The sequence below is a fragment of the Paenibacillus sp. Negev47 genome, from assembly GCF_058313655.1.
The window spans coordinates 4,496,509-4,520,779 of record NZ_CM177754.1 but is presented as its reverse complement, the minus strand read 5'-3'; the positions used below and the strand labels follow the sequence as shown (position 1 = coordinate 4,520,779).

The following is a 24,271-nucleotide window of genomic DNA, read 5'->3' as shown; positions in this document are numbered from 1 at the left end:
AATCTTAAGTTAGGTAGAAGTGGGAGATTTATTAAAACGAACATAGGAGAGTGTTATCTTTGAAAGCAAAAAAAATAGTTACTTTTGTTCTAGCATGTACCATGGTATTCTCAGCCGTTGGAATGGCAGTTCTCCCTGTAGCAACGGTATCTGCTGCCGATGCATCAGGTACAACAGCAAGTATTTCCGATGTTTTGAAGAACCAGCTGCCAGATGGAGGTTGGAGAAAGGATTATAAACAAACCAGTGGAGAATGGGCGAAGTCCACGATTGACAACAAGGCTACATACTCAGAGATTAGAAGATTGGCGAAGGAATTCAAAAAGACGAATGATCCGCGCTACTCAGCGGCTGCAATTAAAGGAATCAATTTTTTGATTAATATGCAGTATTCAAACGGTGGATGGCCGCAAGTGTACCAAAGCTCCGGATATCACAAACACATCACTTATAATGATGATGCCATGATTAACGTCATGTACATGCTGGATGAAGTAGCAACGCGTAAAGGTGACTTCTCGTTTATCGACAGTGCCCTTGCCAATCGCAGTAAGAACTCAGTTGCTAAAGGTGTAGAAGCGATTCTGAATACACAGGTCGTTTCAGGCGGTAAGCTGACAGCATGGGGACAACAACATGATTCCAGTTCCCTTAAACCGGCAAGCGCAAGAATCTATGAAGTACCATCGCTGACGGCTGCAGAGAGTGTAACGATTGTTAAATTCCTGAAAACCAGACCTGCTAACGCCAAAATTACGGCATCCATTAAAGGAGCCGAGGCGTGGTTTAACAAAGTGAAGATTACGGGTTACAAGTATGAAAGAGCAAACGGAGACAGCAAAATTATCGCTGATTCCAAAGCTGCACCGATCTGGGCTCGCTTCTACGAAGTGGGAACGGATAAACCGATCTTTATTGGTCGCGACGGGGTAGTTAGATACAAACTAAGTGATATTGATAAAGAAAGAAGAGGCGGTTATGCATGGTACGGTAACTGGCCTTCCAAGCTGTAAATAGTAAGGAGTCGCAGGTTTCATTGCGTCAATTCCTAGTAACTATAAGTAAAGCCCGACTCAGACATGGACGTCTGGCTCGGGCTTTATTGTTATTATTTTCACTGTTGACACGATAGATTCCGCATGATATATTATTTCTTGTCGCCGAGATTGCTTACGGAGATATAATATGCGGTCGTGGCGGAATTGGCAGACGCGCACGGTTCAGGTCCGTGTGGGCTAACCCCCGTGGAGGTTCGAGTCCTCTCGACCGCATCAAATAAATAAAAGGTTCCTCTTAGGCTAATACCTTCGAGGAACCTTTTTGTATTGTCCCAAACAAGTTGTCTCGTCCGATAGTTTACTGAGCCGACACTTGAATACGATCAATATTCGGTCCTTCCGTCCCGGTCGTGACCAGTCTCAACGTGTTCGTGCCTTCATTCATCGGAACCTGAATTGTTTTTCGCCCCACGTCGACCAAGCACCTGTCGACGCGAAGGAAGCATTGCTAATTAACTTGGTTCCGTTCACAACGTACACGTCGAGGTTCCGTGTCCCGCTCTCCAGGGCATAACGGATTTTCACGTTTTTGGTGCCCGTGGTGGCGCAATAGATACTATTCCATTGAATCGCTGCATCAGTCATGAGCGTAGTCCGGCTCGTTTTGTACTGAAATGGCATACAGATTCACGCCGTTATCCTTCATGTAGGTAACGAAATCGTTAAGATGCTGGGTATATGCAGCATACTTGTCGTATTTCAGCCGTTTGGCGTTGGTGTCTCCGTTTCGGTTGAAGGTCTCAACCATATCACTTGGAGGATTCCACGGTGAGGCAAATACCAATGCACCTTGTTCAATCGCTCTTTTCGCTGTGGCTACTTCTCTGTACCAGTTATTCCGATTGTCATCGACATAGATTCTCAGAATGGAAAAGCCAAGCTGATTCTGTCCGTTGCCAAAGGCTGAGATTCATGATGTTTTTGGCAAAAAAATTGGAAAACAATATCCATATCTCTGAATCTACGAGATTGAACTGACAACAGTCAGAGATTGGGCAGATATGTTGAAGCAGAAGCTGCAAATGGATGTGCTGCAAGTGGTGGCCGGCCTGATATGAGATGCTCTCGCGAGGTATTCTTGTTGTGGTGTGGAAGTTTCGGGATGGGGAAAGAGCCTTTCCTTTATCTGTAAAGTGACCGATATACAACAAAATTTAGAGGGATTCGCGAGTAAAGCCTGTATGCATGCAGACTTTTTTCGCTGTACGCCTGTTTTAGATTAAGATGGGAAAACCTTTGCATACATATAACTCACGACTAAATCAAACAATGAGAACAGCAAACTCCCGAAGGAGGGCACTCATCAGTCGAGAAAGAACAACTAGTCAGTCGTATTCAAGTTGAGGTTCTTCTTCAACAAGCGTTTGATTCTTCGCTGATTGTTCTGAGGCCTATATGATTAGTTCTGAAGCGATAGAGATAGGCGCTTGTGTCTTTTCTTGAATCGTGTTCTCTTGGAGTGCCGCTGTAAAAACGAGTTCGTTGTATAGGAAGCACTTTCTGAACTTTTTGATCACCTGAAAAGAAAATCATACTGCTGACGTTTGAATAGCTGCAGATATTCATCCTCACTGCGAATAAACTCACCGTTGTCATACTTATTCATAAACCAGTTGTTGATTTTATGTTCCGGACATAAATATGGCTCGATGACAATCATTGTTCCTTCGGGCTTCATTACGCCAAAATCCAGAACGCTTTTATTTTCTATGGAGAAACTGCTTTTGATATGCTCGTGGATATATTTATTGGTGAACCATTGTGGGCGTACAAACCGATGATACAGGCGCGGGGACAAATGCATGAGATTTAACTCACCACCATTTCATTCATATTGAAGCATAGTTTACTACTAACGTTACAGAATAATACTTGGGAATATCGACCTAACGCTTTCTCTCCCAGCTGCGTCCTTTTGGCAAAAAAAAAACTTGGATAACCCCAAGATTTTCAAGACACAATCTACATAAATAGAGTGAACAGTGTAGGAGGAAAAAGGATTTGGATATTGCCTGCGATCCTTTATAAGGATCATGCTTATCGGAGGTGGTAAATAAACTGTTTGATTAGTTCGTTCAAGGTACCTGCAGCTTTTGTTGGGATCTGATGTTTGGCATTATTGATAAAAACCAGCTCGCTCCTAGGCAATCGTTCTTTCAGTAAATTGGCGTAGGGATGGAACAGCGTATCCTTCTCACCGTATACCAACAAAACGGGTTGAAGAATATTTCCCAATTGTGCCGTACAGTTATAGTGCAGACTGTATTGATAATATTGTTCGGCGTTTTTTGGGGTTGTTTTTTTGGCATCGTTAAACAATGACCGGAACAAAGACAGTTTGAGCTTCGCTTGGCCCCAGGAGGTAGAAAGCGCAATTGGACCGACCGCACCGATGCGAGACAAGAGGAGCCCGCTCGATATTTTGTTTTTTAACTTAGGATCACTGACTTCTGACATTCCGCCAATTACAATGCCGCCGAGTGCCCGTTCAGGACATGTCAGCAAAAAATCGAGCACTACCGCGCCGCCGGTTGAGTATCCGCACAAAAATGCTTTTTCAATCTTCAAATGGTCCATCAGCTGGCAGATATCCTGGGCGATTAACGGATAAGTAATCTCTTTTCTGGATGGTTCGCTTTGTCCATGACCGCGGATGTCAAAAGTGATAATTCGAAAATCCGCCGACAGAGGCATCTGATACTGAAAATTCCGGCTTGTCAATACCGGAGGATGGATGAATATGATCGCTGTTCCTTTTCCACAATCTGTATATTGCATTTGATATCCATTTATAAAGCTGTGGGACATTCTGAACTCACCATCCTTCATTGTTGCGTTTATGTTTTGATCATGAGACCACCGGTATACTTTAATACCGGTGGTTTGTTTCACGCTTATAAATGCTGTACTTTAGAACATTTTTCGAACAGGAGACATCATCTGACGCCAGTCAACGTTGCTTAATCTGCGGCGTCGTGTAATCCCGAGGGTAGTCAATCCAACCCCTAAAACCAATACAGACATTACGATTCCTCGATTATTTAGGAGTCTCATCCATTGCATGCCAATTCACCGCCTTTTAAAGGGTTATTTGTATCGGATTAACGATCTTTATTGTACGTATGACCGGATCCCTTCATTCAAGGAAATAATGTTTGTTATCCCCAAGAGATTTAACGGAGCACAAACGACATTACTTTTGAAATGAAGCGACTTCATTTACCTTCATTATCATCCATATAAAAAAAGTATATTTTCCAAATTACCTGTTTTTATTTCACATGCTGCATTTCCTCAGCATGGACATCCCGTGCAAGCAATTATTTACCGTTAGCGGCAGGGAGTCCAGCGTACATATTCAGCCTTCCAATATGAAACAATGAGTAGACGGACATAAGGAGGGGACACCATGAAAAAGGAAGAAGCAGACAGACAGGAGCCAAAAAGAAAACATATAGCCGTAAAAGCGATCGCGGCTGGCATGACACTGCTTATGATGTTGCAGGGCTCAGCCGGAGCATATGGAACTGCTGAAAGCCATTCAGACTTGTTTGCAAATACCAATGCTGTGCAGATCGTGCAGAAGCCTGCTGGTAAGGAAGGTTCTATCTCAGAGTTATCTGCACCGCGCAAGCGCATGGCCATTATTATTGATGACGTCGGCAATGACATGAAAGGGACTTCCGAAATTCTGGCTGCGCCGGGGAAGCTCACGGTTGCGGTCATGCCTTTTTTGCCCACAACGAAGAAAGATGCATTGGCGGCCCACGAGAAGGGAATGGATGTCATCGTGCACATGCCGATGGAACCTCAAAAGGGAAAACCCGAATGGCTCGGCCCGGGAGCCATCACCTCGGATCTGTCCGATGAGGAAGTTCGAAAACGCGTCGAAAAAGCCATTGAGGATGTGCCTTTTGCCATTGGCATGAACAATCATATGGGCTCCAAAATCACTTCCGACAGGCGCATCATGTCGATTGTGCTTGACGTATGCAAGGAACGAGGCCTCTTCTTTGTGGACAGCCGTACGAATTTTCGCTCTGTAGTGGGTGAACTCGCGATATCCAAAAATATGCCACCTGTAGGTAATGACATTTTCCTGGATGATCAAAATTCCAAGCAGCACATTCGCAAGCAAATGGATCTGGCAGCTCAACGTGCGATTGACAAGAATATATGTGTCGTCATTGGTCATGTCGGCCATACGGGGTTGAACACATCTGCTGTGGTTCGTGAATCGATCTCCCGTCTTCAGGGTCAGGTTGAATTTGTAGGGATTGGTGATCTGGTCCGCGAAGTGTGGAATTGGGATGCTGCCCCTATACTACCGACAGGAAATAAATAATGCCATTGGCGATGGATTGGGCGATTCGTTTTTGCTCTGTTGGATCACTCATTCTGGCTCGATCTTCGGCATTGCTCAAAAAGCCGGTTTCGACGATGACGGCAGGTTGCTTCACATAATTTAACATATAGAAGGGCCTGCCCCACACAACTCCACGCTCAGTACCACACAACTCGTTCATCGCATCCTGAATGGATTGGGCCAGCAGATAGCTCCTGCCCTCCTTCTGGTGCAGTACCACTGGACCGTGTGTAGCGGATCTTGGACTCCAGTTCGCATGGATGCTGACTACGATATCTGTACTCACTTCTTCGCTGAGGCTTTTACGTTGGGCAAGATCTCTGGTATGACGGGAGCGGGTGTTCAGCCAGCGGTTCTCATCACTAAGTGCATAATCACCAAGTCGGTTAATGATGACGGCGTAACCTTTGCTACGAAGTAGGAGATACACCTTTTGGCTAATGGCGAGGTTAATATCTTTCTCCAGCACACCTTGGGCTGATGTACCACCGTCAACACCGCCATGGCCCACGTCGAGCAGGATGACAGGTGCCGCAAAGGCATGATGACTTGAGCGATAAGCATCTCCATCGGTCACTGGCAGCATGGATGGACTGTTCTGAGACGGAGTGGAATGATCTGAACTTTGAGATATGGCAAAATCAAGATAGGCTGCTTTTCCATGAGCGATCTGTGGCAGGATGGGGAGGAACTGGAAGCTGATCAGCAGGGCTAACGAAGCGGTCAGCAGCTTATACATGGGAATACACACTCCTTCATGAAATAGGTATCGGATGCAGATTAATGACTGTATGGATACCTTTGGCATTAGACTGTGCATTCTGAGGGTTTTCATACGCCTTTCAAAAAAAATGTTTAACTACGGCACATCTTGCACACACTAGAACTATCGTAAGCTCCGCGAAAGTGCAGGAGCAAAGGGGGCAGAGGTTATGGCCAAAAGTGATGAATTGGTAAAATACATTACGCAGCGAGTAGTTCATTATATTGATACACCGAAGGATGAGCGGAAAAGTCGCGCCAAAAAGAAAGAGCCTTGGTCAATAAAATGGTTCGGTATGATTCCATTCGCTGTATCCCTGTGGGTAGGAAAAAAGGAAAAAAAATTGGACACAGAGTCTCATAAACAAAGTTCTTCGGGCAAGGGTGACTACCGTTAACCTAATACCGCTAATATAAAACCAAAAGACGCAATCCCTTTTAAAACATGGGAAGGCGTCTTATTTGTTGTGGTCAAGGCTTCGCAATGTAAAATTGACCATCTTGTTGCAATGTGCTTAATGGGACAAAGCGTTGAATAGATGGTTTTCCGCCTAGCGCTACATATAGAATGGACTCTTCTTCCTGATCTGTATGCCATAGCTGATAACCGCTAACGGGGAGAGGTCCGCCGTATACGACGTTACGATTATCCGCTGAGAAGACAATCTCTTGATTCTCGCCGTGTTGTATCACATCTTTTGCCCGATTGGCAGCAACAGGATTGGATGTAATCCACAACAGATTGTCCGCCGGATTGAAGACGGGTCGCAGATGAAGTGGATCAACTGATAAAGGTGAAGTAGTGGATAAATCAGTTATGCTGCCTGTGATCTGGTTGGAGTTAGCCTCCAGTCGACTCAAGAACTCTGATGGTAGTAAATCTCCGTTCGTAGCATCAATATAAAGTGCAGGTTGATTAGGTCGATCCAATTTCCAGTACGCCAGCAGAGGAAGAGCATAACGAGCATGAAGCTCTCCTCCGCTAGCAAGTAACGCATCAAGATTCACAAGTTGTCTATTCAAGGCTTGTCCAAGAAGTTCACTGCTGTACGGTGACTGTTCTCCCTGACCATATTCACTAAGCTTCATCTGTCCCTGTTCTGTGGCTGTAATAATCATATATCCGATGTGTTTTCCTTCAAATGCAGCTTGTACGAGCCAGCTATGTGTGCCAGGGCCAAGAGGGTAGAAGTCCAGATCGGCGTTCTTCCAATTGGATTCGGCATTAGCTGTGCCGAGTGCAGCTGCTTGTTGCTGTGCAAACTGCTGTACTGCAACGGGAGCTAACTTATTATTCTGAGCTTTATGAGTTTCAGAACTATACTCTGTTGATCGTGCAAGCGTTGGTGAAGAGAGTGCCTTATCTTCTGCATTTGCAATCGACCAGAAGGAGAATAGGGCAACACAACTGAGCAAGCCCAAGGTCATGCATGTTGTTCTTCGAACACTATTCCACCTTAAATGAAAGAATTGTTTCAATTAAACACCTTCTTTCCAAGTATCCGTTAGCTAATCGGTTCTAATTTCATTCTAGGGGACAGGCTATGCAAAGAATGCTGCAACCTGTCGGGCGGCTGATCATGAATAAACACTACTTTTGCCAGCATTTGCAGGAAAAGTAGTGTCTTCGTCTATCTCAAGTGAAACATGCCGCTACTAATGGCAGTTACTTTCACTTTAGGCTCATATTGCCAGATCATCTCCGTTCGGCGTGTCTCGTATTGCAGTTTCATGGCCTCGCGGTCCATTACCGCCTGTTTTGCTTTCTCTTCCTCGGCATCTGTCTCGGATTCGACCTGTACTGCGGCCTCTGCCGCCAGTTCTACATCGGCTCCAATGGGTTCAGCGTTAGTTATACCAATAAGTGGCTTCAATGGTACAGGTGACGTGCGATTAGATTGGACATTCTCCGTGCTTGATGCCAAGTTGTCCGTTGATTCTACCTCAGGCGTATCCTCCCGAAGTACAGCTTCATAGTATGTGTCCAACACGTCCAGCTCCAGATCAAGTCGCTCTTGGGCTTTCTCTGCCCAGCTATAATCAAGTTCCAGCAAGCGGTTCGTCAGATGAGATTCCAAAGCAGCTCCGGCATCGGATAACGAAACTTTAGCTGCCTGCACATGCATGTTCTCCGCGAGTCTCGGACTGAGATCGCGTCGATTCAGCTTGGTCCCGAACTTCTCTATAATTTCACCCGAACGAAGGGAGATGCCAAGAAAATGCAGTTCCTCCCGTTTCAAGTCACAGGCGAATTCCACCTTGAAACAGACACCGAGCCAAGGCTCATATACGGCTGGTGTTGTAGCACGTAATTGTCTTTTGGCTGCCTGTTCAAACAGGTTCACGAAGGCGCCGCCTTCACGGGCTGCGCCAAAAATCTGTTGTAATCTGCGGCTTCCGTACACGACATCCTCACGTAATATTCGTCCGGGTCCCAGCAGTGGCATGGATGGAGTAATGCCGAAGTATCGGCCCAGAATGGTTTCTTTCGGTGGCTCACCTTGGGGACTCCCGTTAGTGATACCATTCGTTCCGGCAGAATCAGGTGCAACCTGAGGTGCGGCCTGTGCAGCTTTGGCTTCTGCGGCTTCCATGGCTTGTTGATAGCTGTCGGGATCGAATATAAATGTAAAGGACATCGTCTCAGCGGGTGCTCCGGTTCGCTCCACAAACCCCCAATAATAAGGTCGATTAGTCAATGCTTTGTCCGCCTCAGGCGAGAGTTTGACCGTCACATGGGCAGGAGATCGCTCCATGATCTGACAATCGAGTGCTTCCAGGTAAGTGAGAACATAAGCTTGCACTTCATGCGGAGACATGGTCATCGGTCAGCTACCCCCTTTGAGAAGATCCAAACTGGACAAGGGAGGCCCTTCATCTGCAACCTCACGCTGAATGGAGTTCAGCGATTGTCCGAGAGTATCCATTTTGCGACGAATATCTTCTTCATTTTGTGATTCCAGCATGATTTTGTACAAACTTTTCTCAATAGATTCTTTCTTCTCCAGCCGTTCCAGTATGACATCCAGTCCGCCGATTACCATCTCGAACATATTAATCTTCTCATGCAGCAGATTCAGAATGTGTTCCTCGATGGTTCCGGTTGTGGACAGGTTGAAAATGTTCACGTCATTCTGCTGTCCCAGCCGATGTACCCGCCCAATCCGCTGTTCCACCCGCATAGGGTTCCAGGGCAGATCGAAGTTAATCATATGGTGACAAAATTGCAGATTAATGCCCTCGCCACCCGCTTCGGTTGCAATCATGGCCTGCACACGCCCGCGGAAGAGATCCATCATCCAGTCTTTTTTGCCCCGATTCATGCCACCCCGATAGGGGACAGCCGTAAGCCCGTTGTTGCGGAAATAGTTCAGCAGATACTCCTGCGTTGCCCGGTACTCGGTGAAGATAATTACTTTTTCATTCATGTTGCGAACCAGTTCCATCGTTTTCTCGGCTTTGGTATTCTCCTTGATCGCTTTAATATGGGCCACGAGTTCCCATATTTTGTCCCGAAGGGGAGAGTCCAGTGGAAGTTTCTTCGACAGATTAACGAGTGTTACGAATACAGCATCCCGACTGCTGCACACTTCACGTTGCAATGTGACAAGGGAGAGCATGCTGCTCAGGTTGCCGCCAGCTTCCTGGTATTGGTCCTTAACAAAGGAAGTCACGCCATCGTATAACGCCTGTTCTTCGGGCGATAGTTGCAGATTCACGTTGGAGACGTTCCGTTTGGTAAATTGAACGGGGCCTTCGCCGCGTCGATTACGGATCATGACTTTGGATAGTTCGTTCTTGAGCTGTTCCTGATTTTTCGGAACACGTTTGTCGACGACAAAGTTGGTTGCAAAATCACCCTGCCGCCCCAGTTGACCGGGCTTCAGCAAGTTGATCAGATTGAACAGCTCACTCATATCGTTCTGCACAGGTGTAGCTGTAAGCAGTAGACAATACTTTTTGCGCAATTTCAACATGAATTGATAGTTGGTTGTTTTCTTGTTTTTGAGCTTATGCGCCTCGTCAATAATGATCATGTCGTAATCGGTATTCAGCAGCATATCTTTATGCGGGTCACGTTTGGCTGTATCCATGGAAGCAACAACCACTTCATTCTGCCAGGAATAAGCTTTTTTCTGGGCAATAGCAGGGATGCCAAATTTTGAATTCAACTCTCGTACCCATTGCAACACAAGTGAGGCAGGCACGAGAATAAGCACCTTGGATACGAGACCTCGAACCATATATTCTTTCAGAATGAGACCGGCTTCAATGGTTTTGCCAAGCCCCACCTCGTCGGCGAGAATGGCTCGGCCTGACATTTCAAATAATACTCTGCGTGCAGTGTCCATCTGGTGAGGGAGTGGGGTAAGGCCTTGTAGATGCTTCAAACATTGGATCTCGTCAAAATTGGGAATCAGGTTGGTTTCTTCGGCCTGAATACCAAGTTGAAAGAGTCGGTAATCCCCCCAAGGACCTCCTTTATCCAGTCGTGATTCCAATTGATTAATCCAGCTCCGATCGAATTCCAACGGAACGGGCAGTTCGGCTACAGGTTGATTCGTGCGGTGCGGGTTTTTCCGGTTCATGGTGCTTCCTCCCCTGCCATACGTGATGACGTTCTATTCGTAGGTAATAGTATGGACGAATGAGAGGCAGTTCATAACTGTATAAGTTGAACTACAGTTTATTTACATGGACACTACGATGACAGAACAACCTTCCAATCGCTGTTATCCCCAGTTTTTTTCTGTCCCAAAAAATTCACAGATGTCGTATGCGTGCGTATGAGGGTCTGTGAAGAAGCTTGTCCTAGCAGGGGAGTCTGTAAAAAAAGGTCTGTGATAAAAGTCGCATGGAAAATCAATATATGGTGTATTATACTTGAATTATATCACTATATGTAGTATTCAATCATATTTTATTCGTATAGTGAACCATGTAGCTGTTATTCCGGGGAGGTTGAACGTGACGATGAAAACGAGCCAACGATCTTACAAATTAGAAGGACTTAGCGAAAAAATATTTCTGGACCGATACGCTTGGAAGGACGCGGACTCGAATCATGCCAAGGTCGGGGATGTTGTATTGGTATTAACGAAGGATGATCCCAAGTTCCCAACCAAGGAAGTGGGCGAAATTATAGAACGTCAGGGTCAGCTTGTACAAGTAAGGACTCGAAGTGGAGAGATCATCGAGACGAACGTAGAGAAATTGACACTCAATATAGAAAAAACACCGGAAGAGATGTGGGACCGTCTTGCCAAAGCGATGGCTTCTGTCGAATCCACAGCGGACCAGCAGGCAACGTGGGAGTCCAAGTTCCGCTCCGTGTTGGAAGACTGGAAATTAGTGCCCGGTGGCCGCATTGCTGCGGGTGCGGGTGCAAGCGATGAGCTGACTCTCTTCAATTGTTATGTCATTCCGTCTCCGCAGGATAGTCGAGGTGGCATCATGGGAACCCTGACCGAGATGACCGAAATTATGGCACGCGGGGGAGGCGTAGGTATTAATCTGTCCTCTTTACGTCCTCGACGGGCGGTGGTGAAAGGTGTTAATGGATCATCCAGCGGTTCTGTATCCTGGGGTGGCTTGTTCAGTTATACGACCGGATTGATTGAACAGGGCGGAAGTCGCAGGGGTGCACTCATGCTGATGATGAATGACTGGCATCCGGATGTGCTTGATTTTATTACCGTAAAACAAACCATGGGGCAGGTGACGAATGCCAATCTCTCTGTATGTGTGAGCAACGCATTTATGGAGGCTGTCAAGCAGGACGGAGATTGGGATCTGGTTTTCCCCGATACGAACGATCCGGACTATGATACCGAGTGGAACGGGGATATGCAGCAGTGGAGAGCCGGAGGACATTCGGTGGTACACTATCATACGCTGAAGGCGCGTGAAATCTGGCATACCATTATTGAATCAGCATGGAAGTCGGCAGAGCCCGGTGTTGTATTCATGGAGTACTATAACCAGATGTCCAATAGCTGGTACTTTAATCCGATCATTTGTACTAATCCTTGCGGGGAACAGGGCCTGCCTGGCTGGGGTGTATGTAATCTGTCAGCGATCAATCTGTCCAAATTCTACGATGAAACGAATCATGATGTGGCATGGGACGAACTGGCGGAAACCACTCGCATCTCGGCGAGGTTTTTGGACAATGTCATCGATGCAACACCTTACCATTTTGAGGAAAACAGACTGAATCAACAACGTGAACGCCGAGTTGGACTTGGCACGATGGGACTGGCAGAGCTGATGATCAAGCTGCGTATTCGATATGGCAGCCCGGAATGCCTTGAATTTCTGGATAAACTGTATGGATTCATGGCAAAAGAGGCCTATCTGGCATCGGCAGAGATTGCAGCAGAGAAGGGGGCTTTCCCGGCTTTTGAAGCTGAACCTTATTTACAGAGTGGATTCATGAAAAACATGGTTGCGACCTACCCTGAAGTGGGAGAGGCCATTCGTAAACAGGGCATTCGAAATGTCACACTCATTACACAGGCGCCGACGGGAAGTACAGGTACGATGGTGGGCACCTCGACAGGCATTGAGCCGTATTTCGCCTTCAAGTATTTCCGTCAAAGCCGTCTGGGTTATGATGAACAGTTCGTACCGATTGCACAAGATTGGCTGGATGAGCATCCGGGTGAAGCTTTGCCGGACTATTATGTGACGGCGATGGATCTCTCAGCTGAGAATCACATCCGGGTGCAGGCTGCAATTCAGCAATGGGTGGATAGTTCGATCTCGAAGACGGCCAATTGTCCGGCTGATTTTACGGTGGAGGATACGGCTGAGCTGTACGAACTGGCCTTCGACCTGGGCTGCAAGGGAGTAACGATATACCGCGATGGCAGCAGGGATGTGCAGGTGTTGTCCACTTCGAAAAAGGACAGTGCCAAGTCCGAACATGTAGACTCGCCATTAAATACTAACTTGGAGACACCTCCTGATGTATCGGTTAGTGAATTGACGAATAATGCGGAAGTGCAGGCAGGTGTTGGAACGCCTGAAGAAAGCCATTCCTCTGCTACAGTGCTCGACAAACAATATAGAAGCCGTCCGCAGGTACTGCGAGGTGCAACATACAAAATCAATACGCCATTCGGTATGGCCTACATCACAATCAATGATTTGGAGGGAACACCAGGTGAGATCTTCCTGAACGTGGGCAAAGCGGGATCGGATGTGTTCGCCATGGCTGAGGCACTCGGTCGGGTATGCTCCCTGTTCCTGCGATACGGAGATCATGGGCACAAGGTTCAACTTCTGATTAAACATCTTAAGGGAATCGGCGGTTCGGGAGCAATTGGATTTGGAGCCAATCGTGTGGAGTCCATTGCAGATGCGGTTGCCAAAGCATTGGAAAGTCATATACAGAGCAATGTGCAGGAGAACGTAACTGGAACATTAAAAGAACAGAACCAAATGGGGGACGCCTATCCTAAGGTGGAGGTTCGAAATCAACATCCGAAGGGCGAAGCAGACGAGGATCAGAAAACTTTTAGTGAATCGAGAGATTTATGTCCTTCATGCGGCTCGGCATCTCTGATGAATGTGGAAGGATGCAAAACATGCAGTAACTGTGGATATAGTAAGTGTAATTAAATTGTATTTGAAAAAATGAAAGAGAAAAGGCATTCCATGACTCCATCATGAAGTCAGGAATGCCTTTTCGTCATTTAGCTAACTAACACCATTCATGGCAGCGATCTGCAAGTACTTGCAATTCGTTAAATAGTATGCCAGCGTGATAGCCGTCACACACGGCGTGATGTAGCTGAACGGACAAGGGAAGATAGACTTTATCGTTTTGTTGAACATATTTCCCCATTGTGAAAATGGGCAACAGGTAGGTCCCCTCATTGTAGATATTGAGATTAAATGCCGTAAAGTTCACCCAGGGAATACTGGAAACGGGAAATGTATTCGGTGGTTCATTGGGTTTGGCAACAAATTGTTTGTGATCTTTGTAATTCTTCATATCTTCCAGATAACGACTATGGAACGTTTTGAAATCTTCATGGAACGCTGTCCACATCGTCGAGAAACTCTTGTCATCCTCGTGAAATATGGTATAGCTCGGAGACATCTCGTCCCAATAGCCCAATCTTCCCTCAGCATCAAAACAGGTTCGGAATTCTCTGTGTGCATTGACGATCGTAGAGATCATATGAATAAGAGCAGGATAGAACTTCATGCCTTTAAGCTTAAGTTCAGCAATTAATAGAGTGATATCCAGATTAGCAGTTACACTGTAGGTACATCTGACCTGATGCAAGTAATGCTCGAAGTATGGTTTTCGGTCCCACTGATCTAACACAATTGCATTGAACATATCGTTATAACCTCCTAAATTTGAATGATTCCTTCATCTAGGAGGTGTATTTCACTGATTTAACCATATCCTATCACATTCCCAGTATCGTATTTTTAGACATTGATCATCTCATTATAACATGAGACTCATTGTTCCACCTCTAGGGTCCTAGGCAAGAAGAAGCAATTATGAGCAAAACTTTCAATCAGGTATGACATAGGTTTATAATGGATAGTGGCTGCTGAGCAAGTCGGCAGCCTTTTGCTATGAATTCAATTGTTTCAATGGACGTGTGCGTGGGTATGCTGGTTTGCGCAAGCGGGTCAGGTAATTTTAGCCACTCGATGAAAAGTACTATATTTAACGACAAAATTAGAGTATGATTTTACAGCTGTATGAGCTGGCAGGAAAGGTTACATCGGTTTAATGGTTCGTAACTATTCCTGTAAATGATAAGGCTTATTTCGGGCGTATAATGCTAAACGTGAACCCACGATGAATATAAAGAATATCGTAATGATTAGAACTTAATGGACAGGCAGTACGTCTTCATTAAAAATAAAATAACCCAAGAATGTAGCATCATCGGATCGTGCTTCGATCAGAAGCTTTTCTTATGTTGTAGATGAAAGATGGAAGGTGCAATACGTATGTTAATGACAACCAGAACGATCAGGAGTTCCTTTTTGCCCCAAACACCGATGTTGTTGACTCACAGTAACAAGGAGGGGCATGCATGTCACAATCGTCTAATAACAAACGACATATGAACGGACTGGATGGCTTGCGAGCCATCGCTGTACTTGCGGTAATCGCGTATCATCTGAATTTGGATTTTATTCCGGGCGGACTGCTCGGTGTAGGTATATTCTTTGTTCTCTCAGGATACTTAATTACAGATATTCTCGTGTCACAGTGGCAGGAGCATGGACGAATTTCCCTCGGTGATTTCTGGGTAAGGCGTGTAAGACGCCTGCTTCCAGGCATGTTGACCATGACAGCTGTAGTGATGATCTGGCTGGTCTGCACAGATCCATCCCGGCTCGCTGCGCTTCGTGGCGATATCGTATCAGGCGTATTATACATAAGCAATTGGTGGTATATCTTTCACAACGTTTCCTATTTCGAAAGTTTTGGCCCGCCATCACCGTTTGGACATTTCTGGTCCCTGGCTGTGGAAGAGCAATTTTATCTCATATGGCCTCTTCTGCTGATCGCAGCAATCGTAGTGTTTAAGAGAAAGGGATGGCTGGTCGTCTTTATTGTCGTTGCAGCTGAATTGTCTGCTGGGGCAATGGCCATCATGTATAATCCCGATCTAGACCCGAGCCGTGTATATTATGGAACAGACACGCGGGCATTTGCCCTGTTAGCAGGTGCTGCTCTTGCTGTGGTGTGGCCTAGTCGCAAGCTGTCGAACTCTCTGCCTGGCATGAACCGACTTGTGCTCGACGTGTCAGGACTCGCTGCACTTGCATGGTTGATCTATATGATGCTGAATAGCAGTGAATATGATCCGTTTCTGTATCAAGGAGGAATGGTGCTTCAGGCCATTGCAACGACGTTGCTGGTAGCGGTGCTAGCGCATCCCTCGTCTTCCCTGGCCCGCATCATTGGAGCGAAGCCACTACGCTGGATCGGAGAGCGATCCTATGGATTATATCTGTGGCATTATCCCGTTATTATACTAACCAGTCCCGCGGTGGATACGGGAGGAGCGCATCCTGTGCGAATTATTTTACAGGTTGCTGCAACGGTTGTACTCGCTTCATTGTCCCTGAAATATATTGAAAATCCGATTCGGTACAATGGATTCCGTGATTCTTGGTCCCGGTTATGGGGAAGAGGACGAGCATCAATCAGCATACGAAACGTATGGTGGAAGCGGGCGGGTCTATTGATGACGATTCTGCTTCTAACCTATACGGTATCTCAGATGATGGTCTCGCATGCAGCAAATTCGGACTCCCATGCAGTGTCGATGTCCAATATATTGAATGGAGAGAATTCCGTAGCGGAGGAACAGGGACAGGATGTTGTGCCAGCTACAACAGCAACGTCAGGCTCAGGTCAAACGAACGATTCTCATCGTCATCAACCGGAACCTGGCCCCAAGCATGAGCCGGATAAAAATGAGAAGCCGACAGGAGAGGCTGCCCCAGACTCCATACCAGGCGATCAGGATACTTCAGTGGATACTGGCAAGGATGATCAGTCTGAAGATAAGCCGGCTGATGACTCCGTGACTTCCGAGAATGATGCTGCGGGCGACGCTGAAGCGAAACCATCCGATGGTACGGATGATACACCTGATGCATCTCAGGAAAATGAAGAAACAGCGCCTCCTGCCCAAGATGGCAAAGTTCATTATTCCATCATTGGAGATTCGGTGATTTTGGATGCAAAACCGTATCTGGAACAAAGTATATCAGGAGTGTACGTGGACGGACATGTCGGCCGTCAGATGTGGCAGGCAGCTGATGTATTGGAAGGCTTGAAGCGAAACAACCAAATGGGCAGCAAAGTGGTGCTGGAGCTTGGGACGAATGGTTCATTTAACTCCAAAAACTTGAATGCTGTGCTTGATTACCTAAAGGATGAGGATCAGGTATATTTGGTTACTGTGCGTGTACCTCGCCCATGGGAACGAACGGTTAACAGGGCATTGAATGAGGCAGCATCCAGCTATAGCAATGTCTCGTTGATTGACTGGAATAGTGCAAGTGAAGGACATGACGAATATTTTGAAAAAGATGGTGTACATCTTACTACGCAAGGATCGGAAGCTTTTGCAGAACTGGTGAAAAACAGTATCAAATAATATTCAATCCATATGTAATAAGATTTAGCACTTATTCATTCCTAATATATAGCTTGGGTTAAGCTACCAGTGGCGGGTACAAGAAAGAGCTCTCATGATGAGAGCTCTTTCTTGTATGTTGTTAACAATGGTTCAGCAAAGTATGGCTCGGAAGAGGGTAACCGATATTTTTCACCCCTGCATCCGTGGATCGTCACCTTACGGTATGATAGCGTTACCATTTACAATAAGTGTATTCAAATCGCCGAGGGGGATTATAGAGATGTTGAAAAAATGGCTTTCGGGTTTCCTGGCAATAGCGTTGTTCTCCATTATTCTTGCTGGCTGTGCTGGCGGGGACACTTCAGAAGGAGGCAGTGGCAATGACAAAGTAACCGTCACACTCTGGCACAACTGGACCGGACAGGATGCGAAGGCAGTTGCGATGCGCCAAATTATTGAAGATTTTCGGGCGGCGCATCCAGATATTGAAGTTGTGGATGAAGGCTTGCCAACAGATGGTCTCAAAACCCGGCTTCGCACGGTGGCAGCTGCCAACGAGATGCCAGACCTATTCGTGATGTGGCCGGATGCCATGACCAAGGAATTTGTGAAAGGTGACCTGTTACAGCCCATTAATGCAGAGCTGGACGCGAAGCCGGAGTGGAAAGACAACTTTATTCCGAATGCACTGGATGGATACACTGTGGACGGAAATATCTACTCCGTGCCCATGAATCTGGCGCCAAGTTCCTTTATTTACTACAATGAGGCTCTTTTCAAACAGTTCAACGTGAAAGTGCCTGAGACGTGGGCGGAATTGGAACAGGCAATTGCTACATTTAATCAAAATAAAGTCATTCCCATGGCACTTGGCAACAAGGCCAACTGGGTAGCTCAATCAACGATATTCAGTACACTGGCTGACCGGATTACCGGTACAGACTGGTTCCTGAAAGCGGCAGCACAAGATGGTGCAAGCTTTACCGATCCACCATTTATTGAAGCCCTGAACAAGATGCAGGAGCTAGGTAACACCAAAGCATTCCAGGATGGATTCAACAGTATCGATGAGACGCAGATGATGCAGCTTTATTTCCAAGGTAAGGCAGCGATGGTTATGAACGGCGGATGGGCCTTGGCAAATCTGGTGAACAATGCACCTGAAGAGGTGTTGAACAACACGCATATTACGATACTTCCTCCAGTGGACGGAGGTCAGGGTGAACCAAGAACCACATCCGGTGTTGTGGGAACCGGGTTGGGTGTAAGTAAGAAGCTAAGCGGTGCCCAAAAAGAGGCAGCGATGGAGTTGTTCTACGCCCTGGCAGGGCCTGACGGTCAGAAGGCCACATTGGATAGCAGTACATTGGTGAGTTACAAAATTGATCTGGATAAAACCAAGGCGCATCCATTGTTCGTTGAATTATATGATCTGATGCAGGAAGTGAAGATCACGCCGGTATACGATTCCAAGCTGGGATCGGCAACGGTTGAGGTTATTAATAATGCGTTGCAAGAGTTGCTTATGGGCGGCAAGGCCGAAGACATTGCAGCTAAGATTCAGGCGGCTCAAGCCAATGCTACCAGTCAGTAACGATTCTTCAAACTAGACAGCGATTGTGATCGTACAACTTGACGATGAAGAACTAATGAACTCATCACATCACATATTAGCTGGTTATCCGTAGAACCCCTTCCCGGCAGGGGAGGGGTTTTAAGGATGGCAGAGATAGATCAGTTGCAAGTTTGGAAAGGCATTCAAGGAGGGGAAGTGAACAGATGAACGCACTGCGAAGTCGGCGTTTTATTATGCTGGGGCTGGCCCCGGCAGTCATCATTTATGCATTGTTTGTATTTGTACCGGTCGTGTGGTCAGCGTACTATGGTTTCTTTAACTGGTCTGGCATTGGGGCATCCAAATATATTGGTGTGGATAATTACATTGAGATCTGGCATGATCCTGTATTTTGGCGGGCACTGAAAAATAACGTTATCTTCGTGCTGGCATCTGTATTTGGACAAATTCCGTTAGCGCTGATGTTGGCGGTCATATTACACAAAAGCAATCCATTGCAGCGGTTTCTCCGTTCAGCGGTATTTCTGCCGATGGTGTTATCCACTGTCGTTATCGGAATGATCTGGCAGTATATCTATCATCCACAGATCGGGATATTGAACTTTCTACTGGATGCACTGGGGCTGGAGAGTTGGAAGCTGCAATGGCTCTCCGATGACAAGATTGCAATTTTCTCATTGGTACCGCCGCTGCTGTGGAGCTTTGTTGGATTGTATCTGATCATCTTTATCTCAGCGCTGCAAAATATTCCTGGCGAGATTCATGATGCTGCCAAAATAGACGGTGCTTCAGGAATCCGGAAGCTGGTATCGGTCTCTTTACCCATGATCTGGGGAACAGTTCAGGTTGCAATCATTCTATGTATTTCTGGTAGCCTCAAATCATTCGATCTGGTCTACATCATGACCAAGGGTGGTCCGGCACATGCCACAGAACTACTCGCTACGTATATGTACAATTCCACTTTTACCACATACCGTTATGGCTTCGGAAGTGCCATCTCGACGACCATCGTACTGATCTCGTTACTTCTGATCGGAACAAGCCAGTGGGTAACCAGTCGCAAACGAAAAGAGAACCATTAGAGAGGGGGAGCTATAATGCGCGTGACACCTGTATCCATGCCATCACCACGAAGTGGCTCGGGTCATCCGATTCGACGTCTTCGCAGCGGAATTGTTTGGACGCTGCTGACGGTCTATGGTATTTTAACATTGTATCCGTTCTACTGGCTCGTGATTAGTGCGTTCAAAACGAATGAAGATTTCTATAGCAGGCCCTTCGGTTTGCCGGAAAACTGGAACGTAGCCAATTTCAGCAATGCATGGGAAAGCTCCAAGCTAGGGACTGCTTTTGGCAATTCACTCATTGTATCCGTCGGATCATTAATTCTGACGCTGTTTATTGCAGCGCTGGCTTCATTCATCCTGGCCCGCTTCCAGTTTCGCTGGAAAGGGTTAATCATGACCTTCTTTGTCGTAGGCATGCTCATTCCGATTCATAGTACACTTGTCCCTTTATTCATTCTGATGAAACAAATGTCATTGCTGAATACGTACTGGGCATTAATCTTACCGTACACGGCCTTTGCATTACCTACGGCTATTTTCGTGCTTACAGCTTATCTGACAAGTGTTCCACGTGACATTGAAGAGGCGGCTTTTATTGATGGAACAGGCCTGTGGGGACTGTTTACCCGAATTATGCTGCCGATGTCCGTCCCTGCGTTGTCCACGGTGACGATCCTGAGTTTCCTGCATGCGTGGAATGACTTTTCATTTGCGCTTGTGTTCATCAACAAAACCGGATTGAAAACGTTACCGCTGGCGATTGCGAACTTTGCGGATGGATATCAGACGGATTACGGATTAACGCTTGCTGCCATGACCCTGTCGGTCATTCCAACCATTATTCTGTATCTTATATTCCAGGAACAGGTTATGAAAGGCATGACAGCAGGAGCTGTCAAAGGCTAAGCGAAAGCGCATCCAGAGGAGGAGAAACGTTTGGCACGCTGGCTCACATCTTCGTTACAAAGGAAGCTATCCGTCGTTGTGACGGCTTCAATGATTGTGCCTTTGCTGGCCTTGGGCCTGTTCGCCTTTCTGATCTCTTCCCGCATCACAGAGCAAAAAACAAAGCTGTCCGGCATGGATACGCTGAAACAGGTCGAAGCAAATCTTCGTTATATGCTGCAGGATGCCGAGAACCTGTCCATTTTCCTGATTGGAGAACGGGACATCCAGCAGTATCTTAGCCACAATGAAGATCATGAGCTAGACCGGGTGGATATCCTGGGCAGGATGACCAATCTGGCGGCTTCCAAAAAATATATTGCGAATATCGCCATATATCCAAGCCGCTTCGATGCCACATTGTCTACGGCTACCTGGTATGAATCCAACAATTCAAGCTTATCTTATCCTCCTGTACCGAGCGGAGAAGCGGTAAAAAAATGGACGGGGGTATACCCAGTTCAGAATTATGCGGGTATACAAAATGTGATCACATTGGTTCGACCGATCCGCAGTATTCATGATTATCGACCCATCGGCTGGCTGGCGATCAGTCTGGATGAGAAGGCCATATCCCAGGGATGGGCTGCTCTGGGATTAGGCAGAGGGCAAGGCAGACTGGAACTCATCGGCAGTTCGGGAGAGATCTTGTCTTCCATGGACAAATCCCGGCTTGGACTTAAGCTGGAGCAGGTCGAACCAGGAGTCACAACGTTAATTCAGGGTGGCGGTAACGGAACAACCACATATGGCAGTGGTGAGGATAAACGGACATTGCTCTATTATCCGGAAGAACTGACCGGTTGGACGTTGGTTGGAACGGTTCCTTATGACCAGTACAAGTCGGAGAATCGGTATATCCTTATTCTAACCGGGTGTGCCGTTGCGATGTCTGCTGCGATTAGTGCTGGATTGGTCTGGTTTACCGTGCAGCGTGTGACGAGGCCGCTTCGTGTACTTACCCGGCATCTGTCTCGAATTGATCCCGAACGCCCGCTTCCTTTGTTTCGGTCTGAAAGTGATGACGAGATCGGCAGGCTTGGGGAGAGTTACAATCTGCTCGGTGCACATATTCAGTTGTTGAAGGAAGAGGTTATTCGTGGTGAAGCCCGCAAAAAAGAAGCGGATCTTCGAGTGCTTCAGGCGCAGATTAACCCGCACTTTCTCTATAACACGCTCTCTTCGATTCACTGGATTGCCTTAATGTCTGAAGAGAAGAGAATTGCGGATATGGTGGAGGGCTTGAGTGATTTTCTGCGTATCAGCTTGAACAATGGTCAGGATTACTGCCCTGTGGAACAGGAGATTGCTCATATTCGTCATTATGTGCGTGTGCAGTCGATTCGTTTCCCGGATCAATTTATCTTGCATTATATCGTAGATCCGGCATTAGAGCAGCTTATGATGCTGAAGTTGCTCCTGCAACCGCTCGTCGAGAATGCGATGATTCACGGGATTCAGCCCAAAGCGGCCATGGGAACCATCACCATTATGATTCGCAAGGATCCAGAGAATGAACAGATGAATGTCTTGGTGCTGGATGATGGTGTCGGCATGGAGCCGAGCAAGCTGGAGCAATTAAGGATAAGCATTGTTCAGACGGAAAAACAGACGGAAAAGCAACTAACCCAAGGCGGTTATGGGCTCTGTAATGTGAACGAGAGACTGCTGCTTCATTATGGACCGGAAGCACAGCTCGAAGTGGATAGCAGAGTCGGTGGTGGTACCCGCATTTCGTTTTCCATTCCAATCCTGGAGGGAGCGCCATGAGACTATTAATTGTTGATGATGAAGTCATTATTCGTACAGGACTTGCCAGTGTGATCGCTTGGCATGAACTTGGGATTGAATTACTTCAACCTGCTGCCTCGGCAGAGGAGGCGTTAATGCGCATGGCGGAGGAACGTCCACATATCCTGATGACGGATATCCGGATGACAGGCAGGTCGGGTCTGGAACTGGCAGAAGAGGGACTGCGATTGCTACCTGAGCTGGAGGTTATTATTTTATCCGGATACGATGACTTTTCTTATGCACAGCAGGCGATTCGCCAAGGTGTTACCGATTATTTGCTCAAAACAAGCAAGCCGGAAGAGATTATCAAGACCGTGTTACAGGCCAAACAGCGAATAACAGAACGTTGGGCAGAGAAGTCCAGAGAGGGACAGCTCATGCGGGAGAATCGGGAGCGGTTGTTTGCCGGATGGATTATTGATGGTGATATCTCTTCTGGTCCTTGTCCATCGTTCTTGCAGTCTGGTGTACAGAAGGAAGCGGTCGATGGTTTGAATGATGAACAGATTCTCAGACAAGTCATGGTTCTTCGAGCAGAGGGCTGGGATCGTTCCTCGGATGCACTATTACGATTTGCGGTGCAAAACACACTGGAGGATCTGCTGCCAGGAGCCATTGCGCATGTAGAGAAGCAGCAAATTGTCTGTGTTGTCTCATGGCCGCTGGTGGAACAGGAATATCCATTCAGGCTGGAGAGTGCATTATGTCGGGTGGAACAATTATTGAAGTGCACCTTGCGTGCAGCAATAGGTCTGCCAGTTCATAGATCTGCAGATCTGCACGAGAGCTATAGAACCGCTTCAGCGGCATTCCGATATCGGAGTTTGATTGATTATAAAATATGGCATTATAAGCACATTCAGGACCGTCAAGGTGGCAAAACCGTACTTACGCAAGAAGAGGAGACCGTACTCGGCACATTGCTGCTGGATAATGATTCGGTCACGTTAACGACATGGACACGAGAACTTGTGGCCAATCTGATAGCAGAACCGGAAGTCACACCAGAATCGTTCGGTGCCTGTCTTCAATCTGCCGTTATTGCAGGTCATCGCTGGCTGACTCGTACGATGCGAGCTATAGGACGTGAAGAATCCGCAAGGCTGGAACCCTGGTTGCCGGAACCGGATGCAGATGCTGTGGAACTTGGGGATATGCTGTTCCATCATCTGTATGGTGTGATGCATGCCTATCATAGTCGCATGGGTCAGGGGCAGGCTGCACATGTGCAAAAAGCGATAGGTTATATTGAGTCTTCATTGGCTCAGGATATTAATCTGCAGCAGGTAGCTGGACATGTTCATTTGCATCCGGGCCACCTCAGTGAGTTGTTTAAAAAAGAAATGGGTGTGACTTTCGGTGATTTTGTCATCGACACGCGTATACGAAGAGCAATGGATATGCTGGCGGTGTCTCCAGCGAAGGTCAGTGAAGTCGCTGCCATCAGTGGCTATGAAGACGTGAAATATTTTAGCAGGCTGTTCAAAAAACATACGGGCAAGACCCCGAGTGAATATCGCGAGGAGGCAATGTCATTCAAGCCCTCCGGAAGTTAGAAG

General features: G+C 46.8%; 18 protein-coding genes, 1 tRNA gene and 1 pseudogene. 11 read left to right on the top strand and 9 right to left on the bottom strand.

Going from position 1 to position 24,271, the window contains the following annotated elements; all coding sequences use genetic code 11:
• The first annotated feature begins 59 nt into the window (after nt 1-59).
• Both pelA and AC4G47_RS20170 read left to right on the top strand, forming a co-directional pair.
• Nucleotides 60-1,013 (top strand): pectate lyase, encoded by a 954-nt coding sequence (gene pelA / locus AC4G47_RS20175; RefSeq protein ID WP_491102348.1) that lies wholly within the window; start codon nt 60-62, stop codon nt 1,011-1,013.
• Nucleotides 1,014-1,187: 174 nt separating this feature from the next.
• A tRNA-Leu gene (locus tag AC4G47_RS20170) sits at nt 1,188-1,271 on the top strand.
• A 168-nt stretch (nt 1,272-1,439) separates the two neighbouring features.
• Here AC4G47_RS20170 and AC4G47_RS20165 read toward each other — a convergent pair.
• The 4 genes and pseudogenes from AC4G47_RS20165 to AC4G47_RS20150 form a co-directional block, all read right to left on the bottom strand.
• Nucleotides 1,440-1,643 (bottom strand): carbohydrate-binding protein, encoded by a 204-nt coding sequence (locus AC4G47_RS20165; RefSeq protein WP_491106749.1) that lies wholly within the window; start codon nt 1,641-1,643, stop codon nt 1,440-1,442.
• Nucleotides 1,639-1,965, bottom strand: a pseudogene (locus AC4G47_RS20160) (glucuronoxylanase); the annotation flags it as partial. The pseudogene AC4G47_RS20160 and the gene AC4G47_RS20165, both read right to left, overlap by 5 nt.
• Nucleotides 1,966-2,571: 606 nt before the next feature.
• Nucleotides 2,572-2,862: a hypothetical protein gene (locus tag AC4G47_RS20155; RefSeq protein WP_491102347.1), complete on the bottom strand. Its 291-nt coding sequence runs from the start codon at nt 2,860-2,862 to the stop codon at nt 2,572-2,574.
• A gap of 233 nt (nt 2,863-3,095) precedes the next feature.
• Nucleotides 3,096-3,866: an alpha/beta fold hydrolase gene (locus AC4G47_RS20150; protein WP_491102346.1), complete on the bottom strand. Its 771-nt coding sequence runs from the start codon at nt 3,864-3,866 to the stop codon at nt 3,096-3,098.
• A gap of 601 nt (nt 3,867-4,467) precedes the next feature.
• On the opposite strand from AC4G47_RS20150, the gene AC4G47_RS20145 reads away from it, so the two are divergent.
• A complete protein-coding gene (locus AC4G47_RS20145) occupies nt 4,468-5,403 on the top strand; it encodes a divergent polysaccharide deacetylase family protein (protein WP_491102345.1) in 936 nt (311 codons plus the stop codon).
• Here the strand turns inward: AC4G47_RS20145 and AC4G47_RS20140 are convergent.
• Nucleotides 5,378-6,163: an N-acetylmuramoyl-L-alanine amidase gene (locus AC4G47_RS20140; protein WP_491102344.1), complete on the bottom strand. Its 786-nt coding sequence runs from the start codon at nt 6,161-6,163 to the stop codon at nt 5,378-5,380. The genes AC4G47_RS20145 and AC4G47_RS20140 overlap by 26 nt on opposite strands.
• Nucleotides 6,164-6,356: 193 nt before the next feature.
• Between AC4G47_RS20140 and AC4G47_RS20135 the strand changes: the two genes are divergently transcribed.
• Nucleotides 6,357-6,584 carry a YqzE family protein gene (locus tag AC4G47_RS20135; protein ID WP_491102343.1) on the top strand — a complete coding sequence of 76 codons (228 nt, stop codon included), beginning with the start codon at nt 6,357-6,359 and terminating at the stop codon, nt 6,582-6,584.
• Between the two features lie 73 nt (nt 6,585-6,657).
• On the opposite strand, the gene AC4G47_RS20130 is transcribed toward AC4G47_RS20135, so the two are convergent.
• The 3 genes from AC4G47_RS20130 to AC4G47_RS20120 all read right to left on the bottom strand — a co-directional run bounded on the left by AC4G47_RS20130 (nt 6,658) and on the right by AC4G47_RS20120 (nt 10,775).
• Nucleotides 6,658-7,665: a hypothetical protein gene (locus AC4G47_RS20130; protein WP_491102342.1), complete on the bottom strand. Its 1,008-nt coding sequence runs from the start codon at nt 7,663-7,665 to the stop codon at nt 6,658-6,660.
• A 152-nt stretch (nt 7,666-7,817) separates the two neighbouring features.
• Nucleotides 7,818-9,011, bottom strand: a complete 1,194-nt coding sequence (locus AC4G47_RS20125) for a YqhG family protein (protein ID WP_491102341.1) — start codon at nt 9,009-9,011, stop codon at nt 7,818-7,820.
• 3 nt (nt 9,012-9,014) lie between these two features.
• On the bottom strand, nt 9,015-10,775 hold the full coding sequence (locus AC4G47_RS20120; RefSeq protein ID WP_491102340.1) for a DEAD/DEAH box helicase: 1,761 nt from the start codon (nt 10,773-10,775) through the stop codon (nt 9,015-9,017).
• Between the two features lie 385 nt (nt 10,776-11,160).
• Here AC4G47_RS20120 and AC4G47_RS20115 point away from each other — a divergent pair, with 385 nt between their 5' ends.
• Nucleotides 11,161-13,812 carry an adenosylcobalamin-dependent ribonucleoside-diphosphate reductase gene (locus tag AC4G47_RS20115; RefSeq protein WP_491106748.1) on the top strand — a complete coding sequence of 884 codons (2,652 nt, stop codon included), beginning with the start codon at nt 11,161-11,163 and terminating at the stop codon, nt 13,810-13,812.
• Nucleotides 13,813-13,894: 82 nt separating this feature from the next.
• Here the strand turns inward: AC4G47_RS20115 and catA are convergent, their stop codons facing one another.
• Complete coding sequence (catA, locus tag AC4G47_RS20110; RefSeq protein WP_491102339.1) at nt 13,895-14,542, bottom strand: type A chloramphenicol O-acetyltransferase; 648 nt, start codon at nt 14,540-14,542, stop codon at nt 13,895-13,897.
• Nucleotides 14,543-15,260: 718 nt separating this feature from the next.
• Here catA and AC4G47_RS20105 point away from each other — a divergent pair.
• The 6 genes from AC4G47_RS20105 to AC4G47_RS20080 all read left to right on the top strand — a co-directional run bounded on the left by AC4G47_RS20105 (nt 15,261) and on the right by AC4G47_RS20080 (nt 24,268).
• Nucleotides 15,261-17,345 (top strand): acyltransferase family protein, encoded by a 2,085-nt coding sequence (locus tag AC4G47_RS20105; protein WP_491102338.1) that lies wholly within the window; start codon nt 15,261-15,263, stop codon nt 17,343-17,345.
• A gap of 262 nt (nt 17,346-17,607) precedes the next feature.
• A complete protein-coding gene (locus tag AC4G47_RS20100; RefSeq protein WP_491102337.1) occupies nt 17,608-18,921 on the top strand; it encodes an extracellular solute-binding protein in 1,314 nt (437 codons plus the stop codon).
• 185 nt (nt 18,922-19,106) lie between these two features.
• A complete protein-coding gene (locus AC4G47_RS20095) occupies nt 19,107-19,988 on the top strand; it encodes a carbohydrate ABC transporter permease (RefSeq protein WP_062833683.1) in 882 nt (293 codons plus the stop codon).
• Nucleotides 19,989-20,003: 15 nt separating this feature from the next.
• Nucleotides 20,004-20,879 carry a carbohydrate ABC transporter permease gene (locus AC4G47_RS20090; RefSeq protein WP_413775777.1) on the top strand — a complete coding sequence of 292 codons (876 nt, stop codon included), beginning with the start codon at nt 20,004-20,006 and terminating at the stop codon, nt 20,877-20,879.
• Nucleotides 20,880-20,909: 30 nt separating this feature from the next.
• Nucleotides 20,910-22,688: a cache domain-containing sensor histidine kinase gene (locus tag AC4G47_RS20085; RefSeq protein WP_491102336.1), complete on the top strand. Its 1,779-nt coding sequence runs from the start codon at nt 20,910-20,912 to the stop codon at nt 22,686-22,688.
• Nucleotides 22,685-24,268: a helix-turn-helix domain-containing protein gene (locus AC4G47_RS20080; protein ID WP_491102335.1), complete on the top strand. Its 1,584-nt coding sequence runs from the start codon at nt 22,685-22,687 to the stop codon at nt 24,266-24,268. The genes AC4G47_RS20085 and AC4G47_RS20080 overlap by 4 nt, the downstream gene beginning before the upstream one ends.
• Nucleotides 24,269-24,271 lie beyond the last annotated feature (3 nt).

Excerpts from the sequence above, each read along its gene's own strand:
- AC4G47_RS20165 (WP_491106749.1), bottom strand. The coding sequence starts at position 1,643 with ATGACTGATGCAGCGATTCAATGGAATAGTATCTATTGCGCCACCACG.
- AC4G47_RS20155 (WP_491102347.1), bottom strand. The coding sequence starts at position 2,862 with ATGCATTTGTCCCCGCGCCTGTATCATCGGTTTGTACGCCCACAATGG.
- AC4G47_RS20150 (WP_491102346.1), bottom strand. The coding sequence starts at position 3,866 with ATGTCCCACAGCTTTATAAATGGATATCAAATGCAATATACAGATTGT.
- AC4G47_RS20145 (WP_491102345.1), top strand. The coding sequence starts at position 4,468 with ATGAAAAAGGAAGAAGCAGACAGACAGGAGCCAAAAAGAAAACATATA.
- AC4G47_RS20140 (WP_491102344.1), bottom strand. The coding sequence starts at position 6,163 with ATGTATAAGCTGCTGACCGCTTCGTTAGCCCTGCTGATCAGCTTCCAG.
- AC4G47_RS20135 (WP_491102343.1), top strand. The coding sequence starts at position 6,357 with ATGGCCAAAAGTGATGAATTGGTAAAATACATTACGCAGCGAGTAGTT.
- AC4G47_RS20125 (WP_491102341.1), bottom strand. The coding sequence starts at position 9,011 with ATGACCATGTCTCCGCATGAAGTGCAAGCTTATGTTCTCACTTACCTG.
- AC4G47_RS20120 (WP_491102340.1), bottom strand. The coding sequence starts at position 10,775 with ATGAACCGGAAAAACCCGCACCGCACGAATCAACCTGTAGCCGAACTG.
- AC4G47_RS20115 (WP_491106748.1), top strand. The coding sequence starts at position 11,161 with ATGAAAACGAGCCAACGATCTTACAAATTAGAAGGACTTAGCGAAAAA.
- catA (WP_491102339.1), bottom strand. The coding sequence starts at position 14,542 with ATGTTCAATGCAATTGTGTTAGATCAGTGGGACCGAAAACCATACTTC.
- AC4G47_RS20105 (WP_491102338.1), top strand. The coding sequence starts at position 15,261 with ATGTCACAATCGTCTAATAACAAACGACATATGAACGGACTGGATGGC.
- AC4G47_RS20100 (WP_491102337.1), top strand. The coding sequence starts at position 17,608 with ATGTTGAAAAAATGGCTTTCGGGTTTCCTGGCAATAGCGTTGTTCTCC.
- AC4G47_RS20095 (WP_062833683.1), top strand. The coding sequence starts at position 19,107 with ATGAACGCACTGCGAAGTCGGCGTTTTATTATGCTGGGGCTGGCCCCG.
- AC4G47_RS20090 (WP_413775777.1), top strand. The coding sequence starts at position 20,004 with ATGCGCGTGACACCTGTATCCATGCCATCACCACGAAGTGGCTCGGGT.
- AC4G47_RS20080 (WP_491102335.1), top strand. The coding sequence starts at position 22,685 with ATGAGACTATTAATTGTTGATGATGAAGTCATTATTCGTACAGGACTT.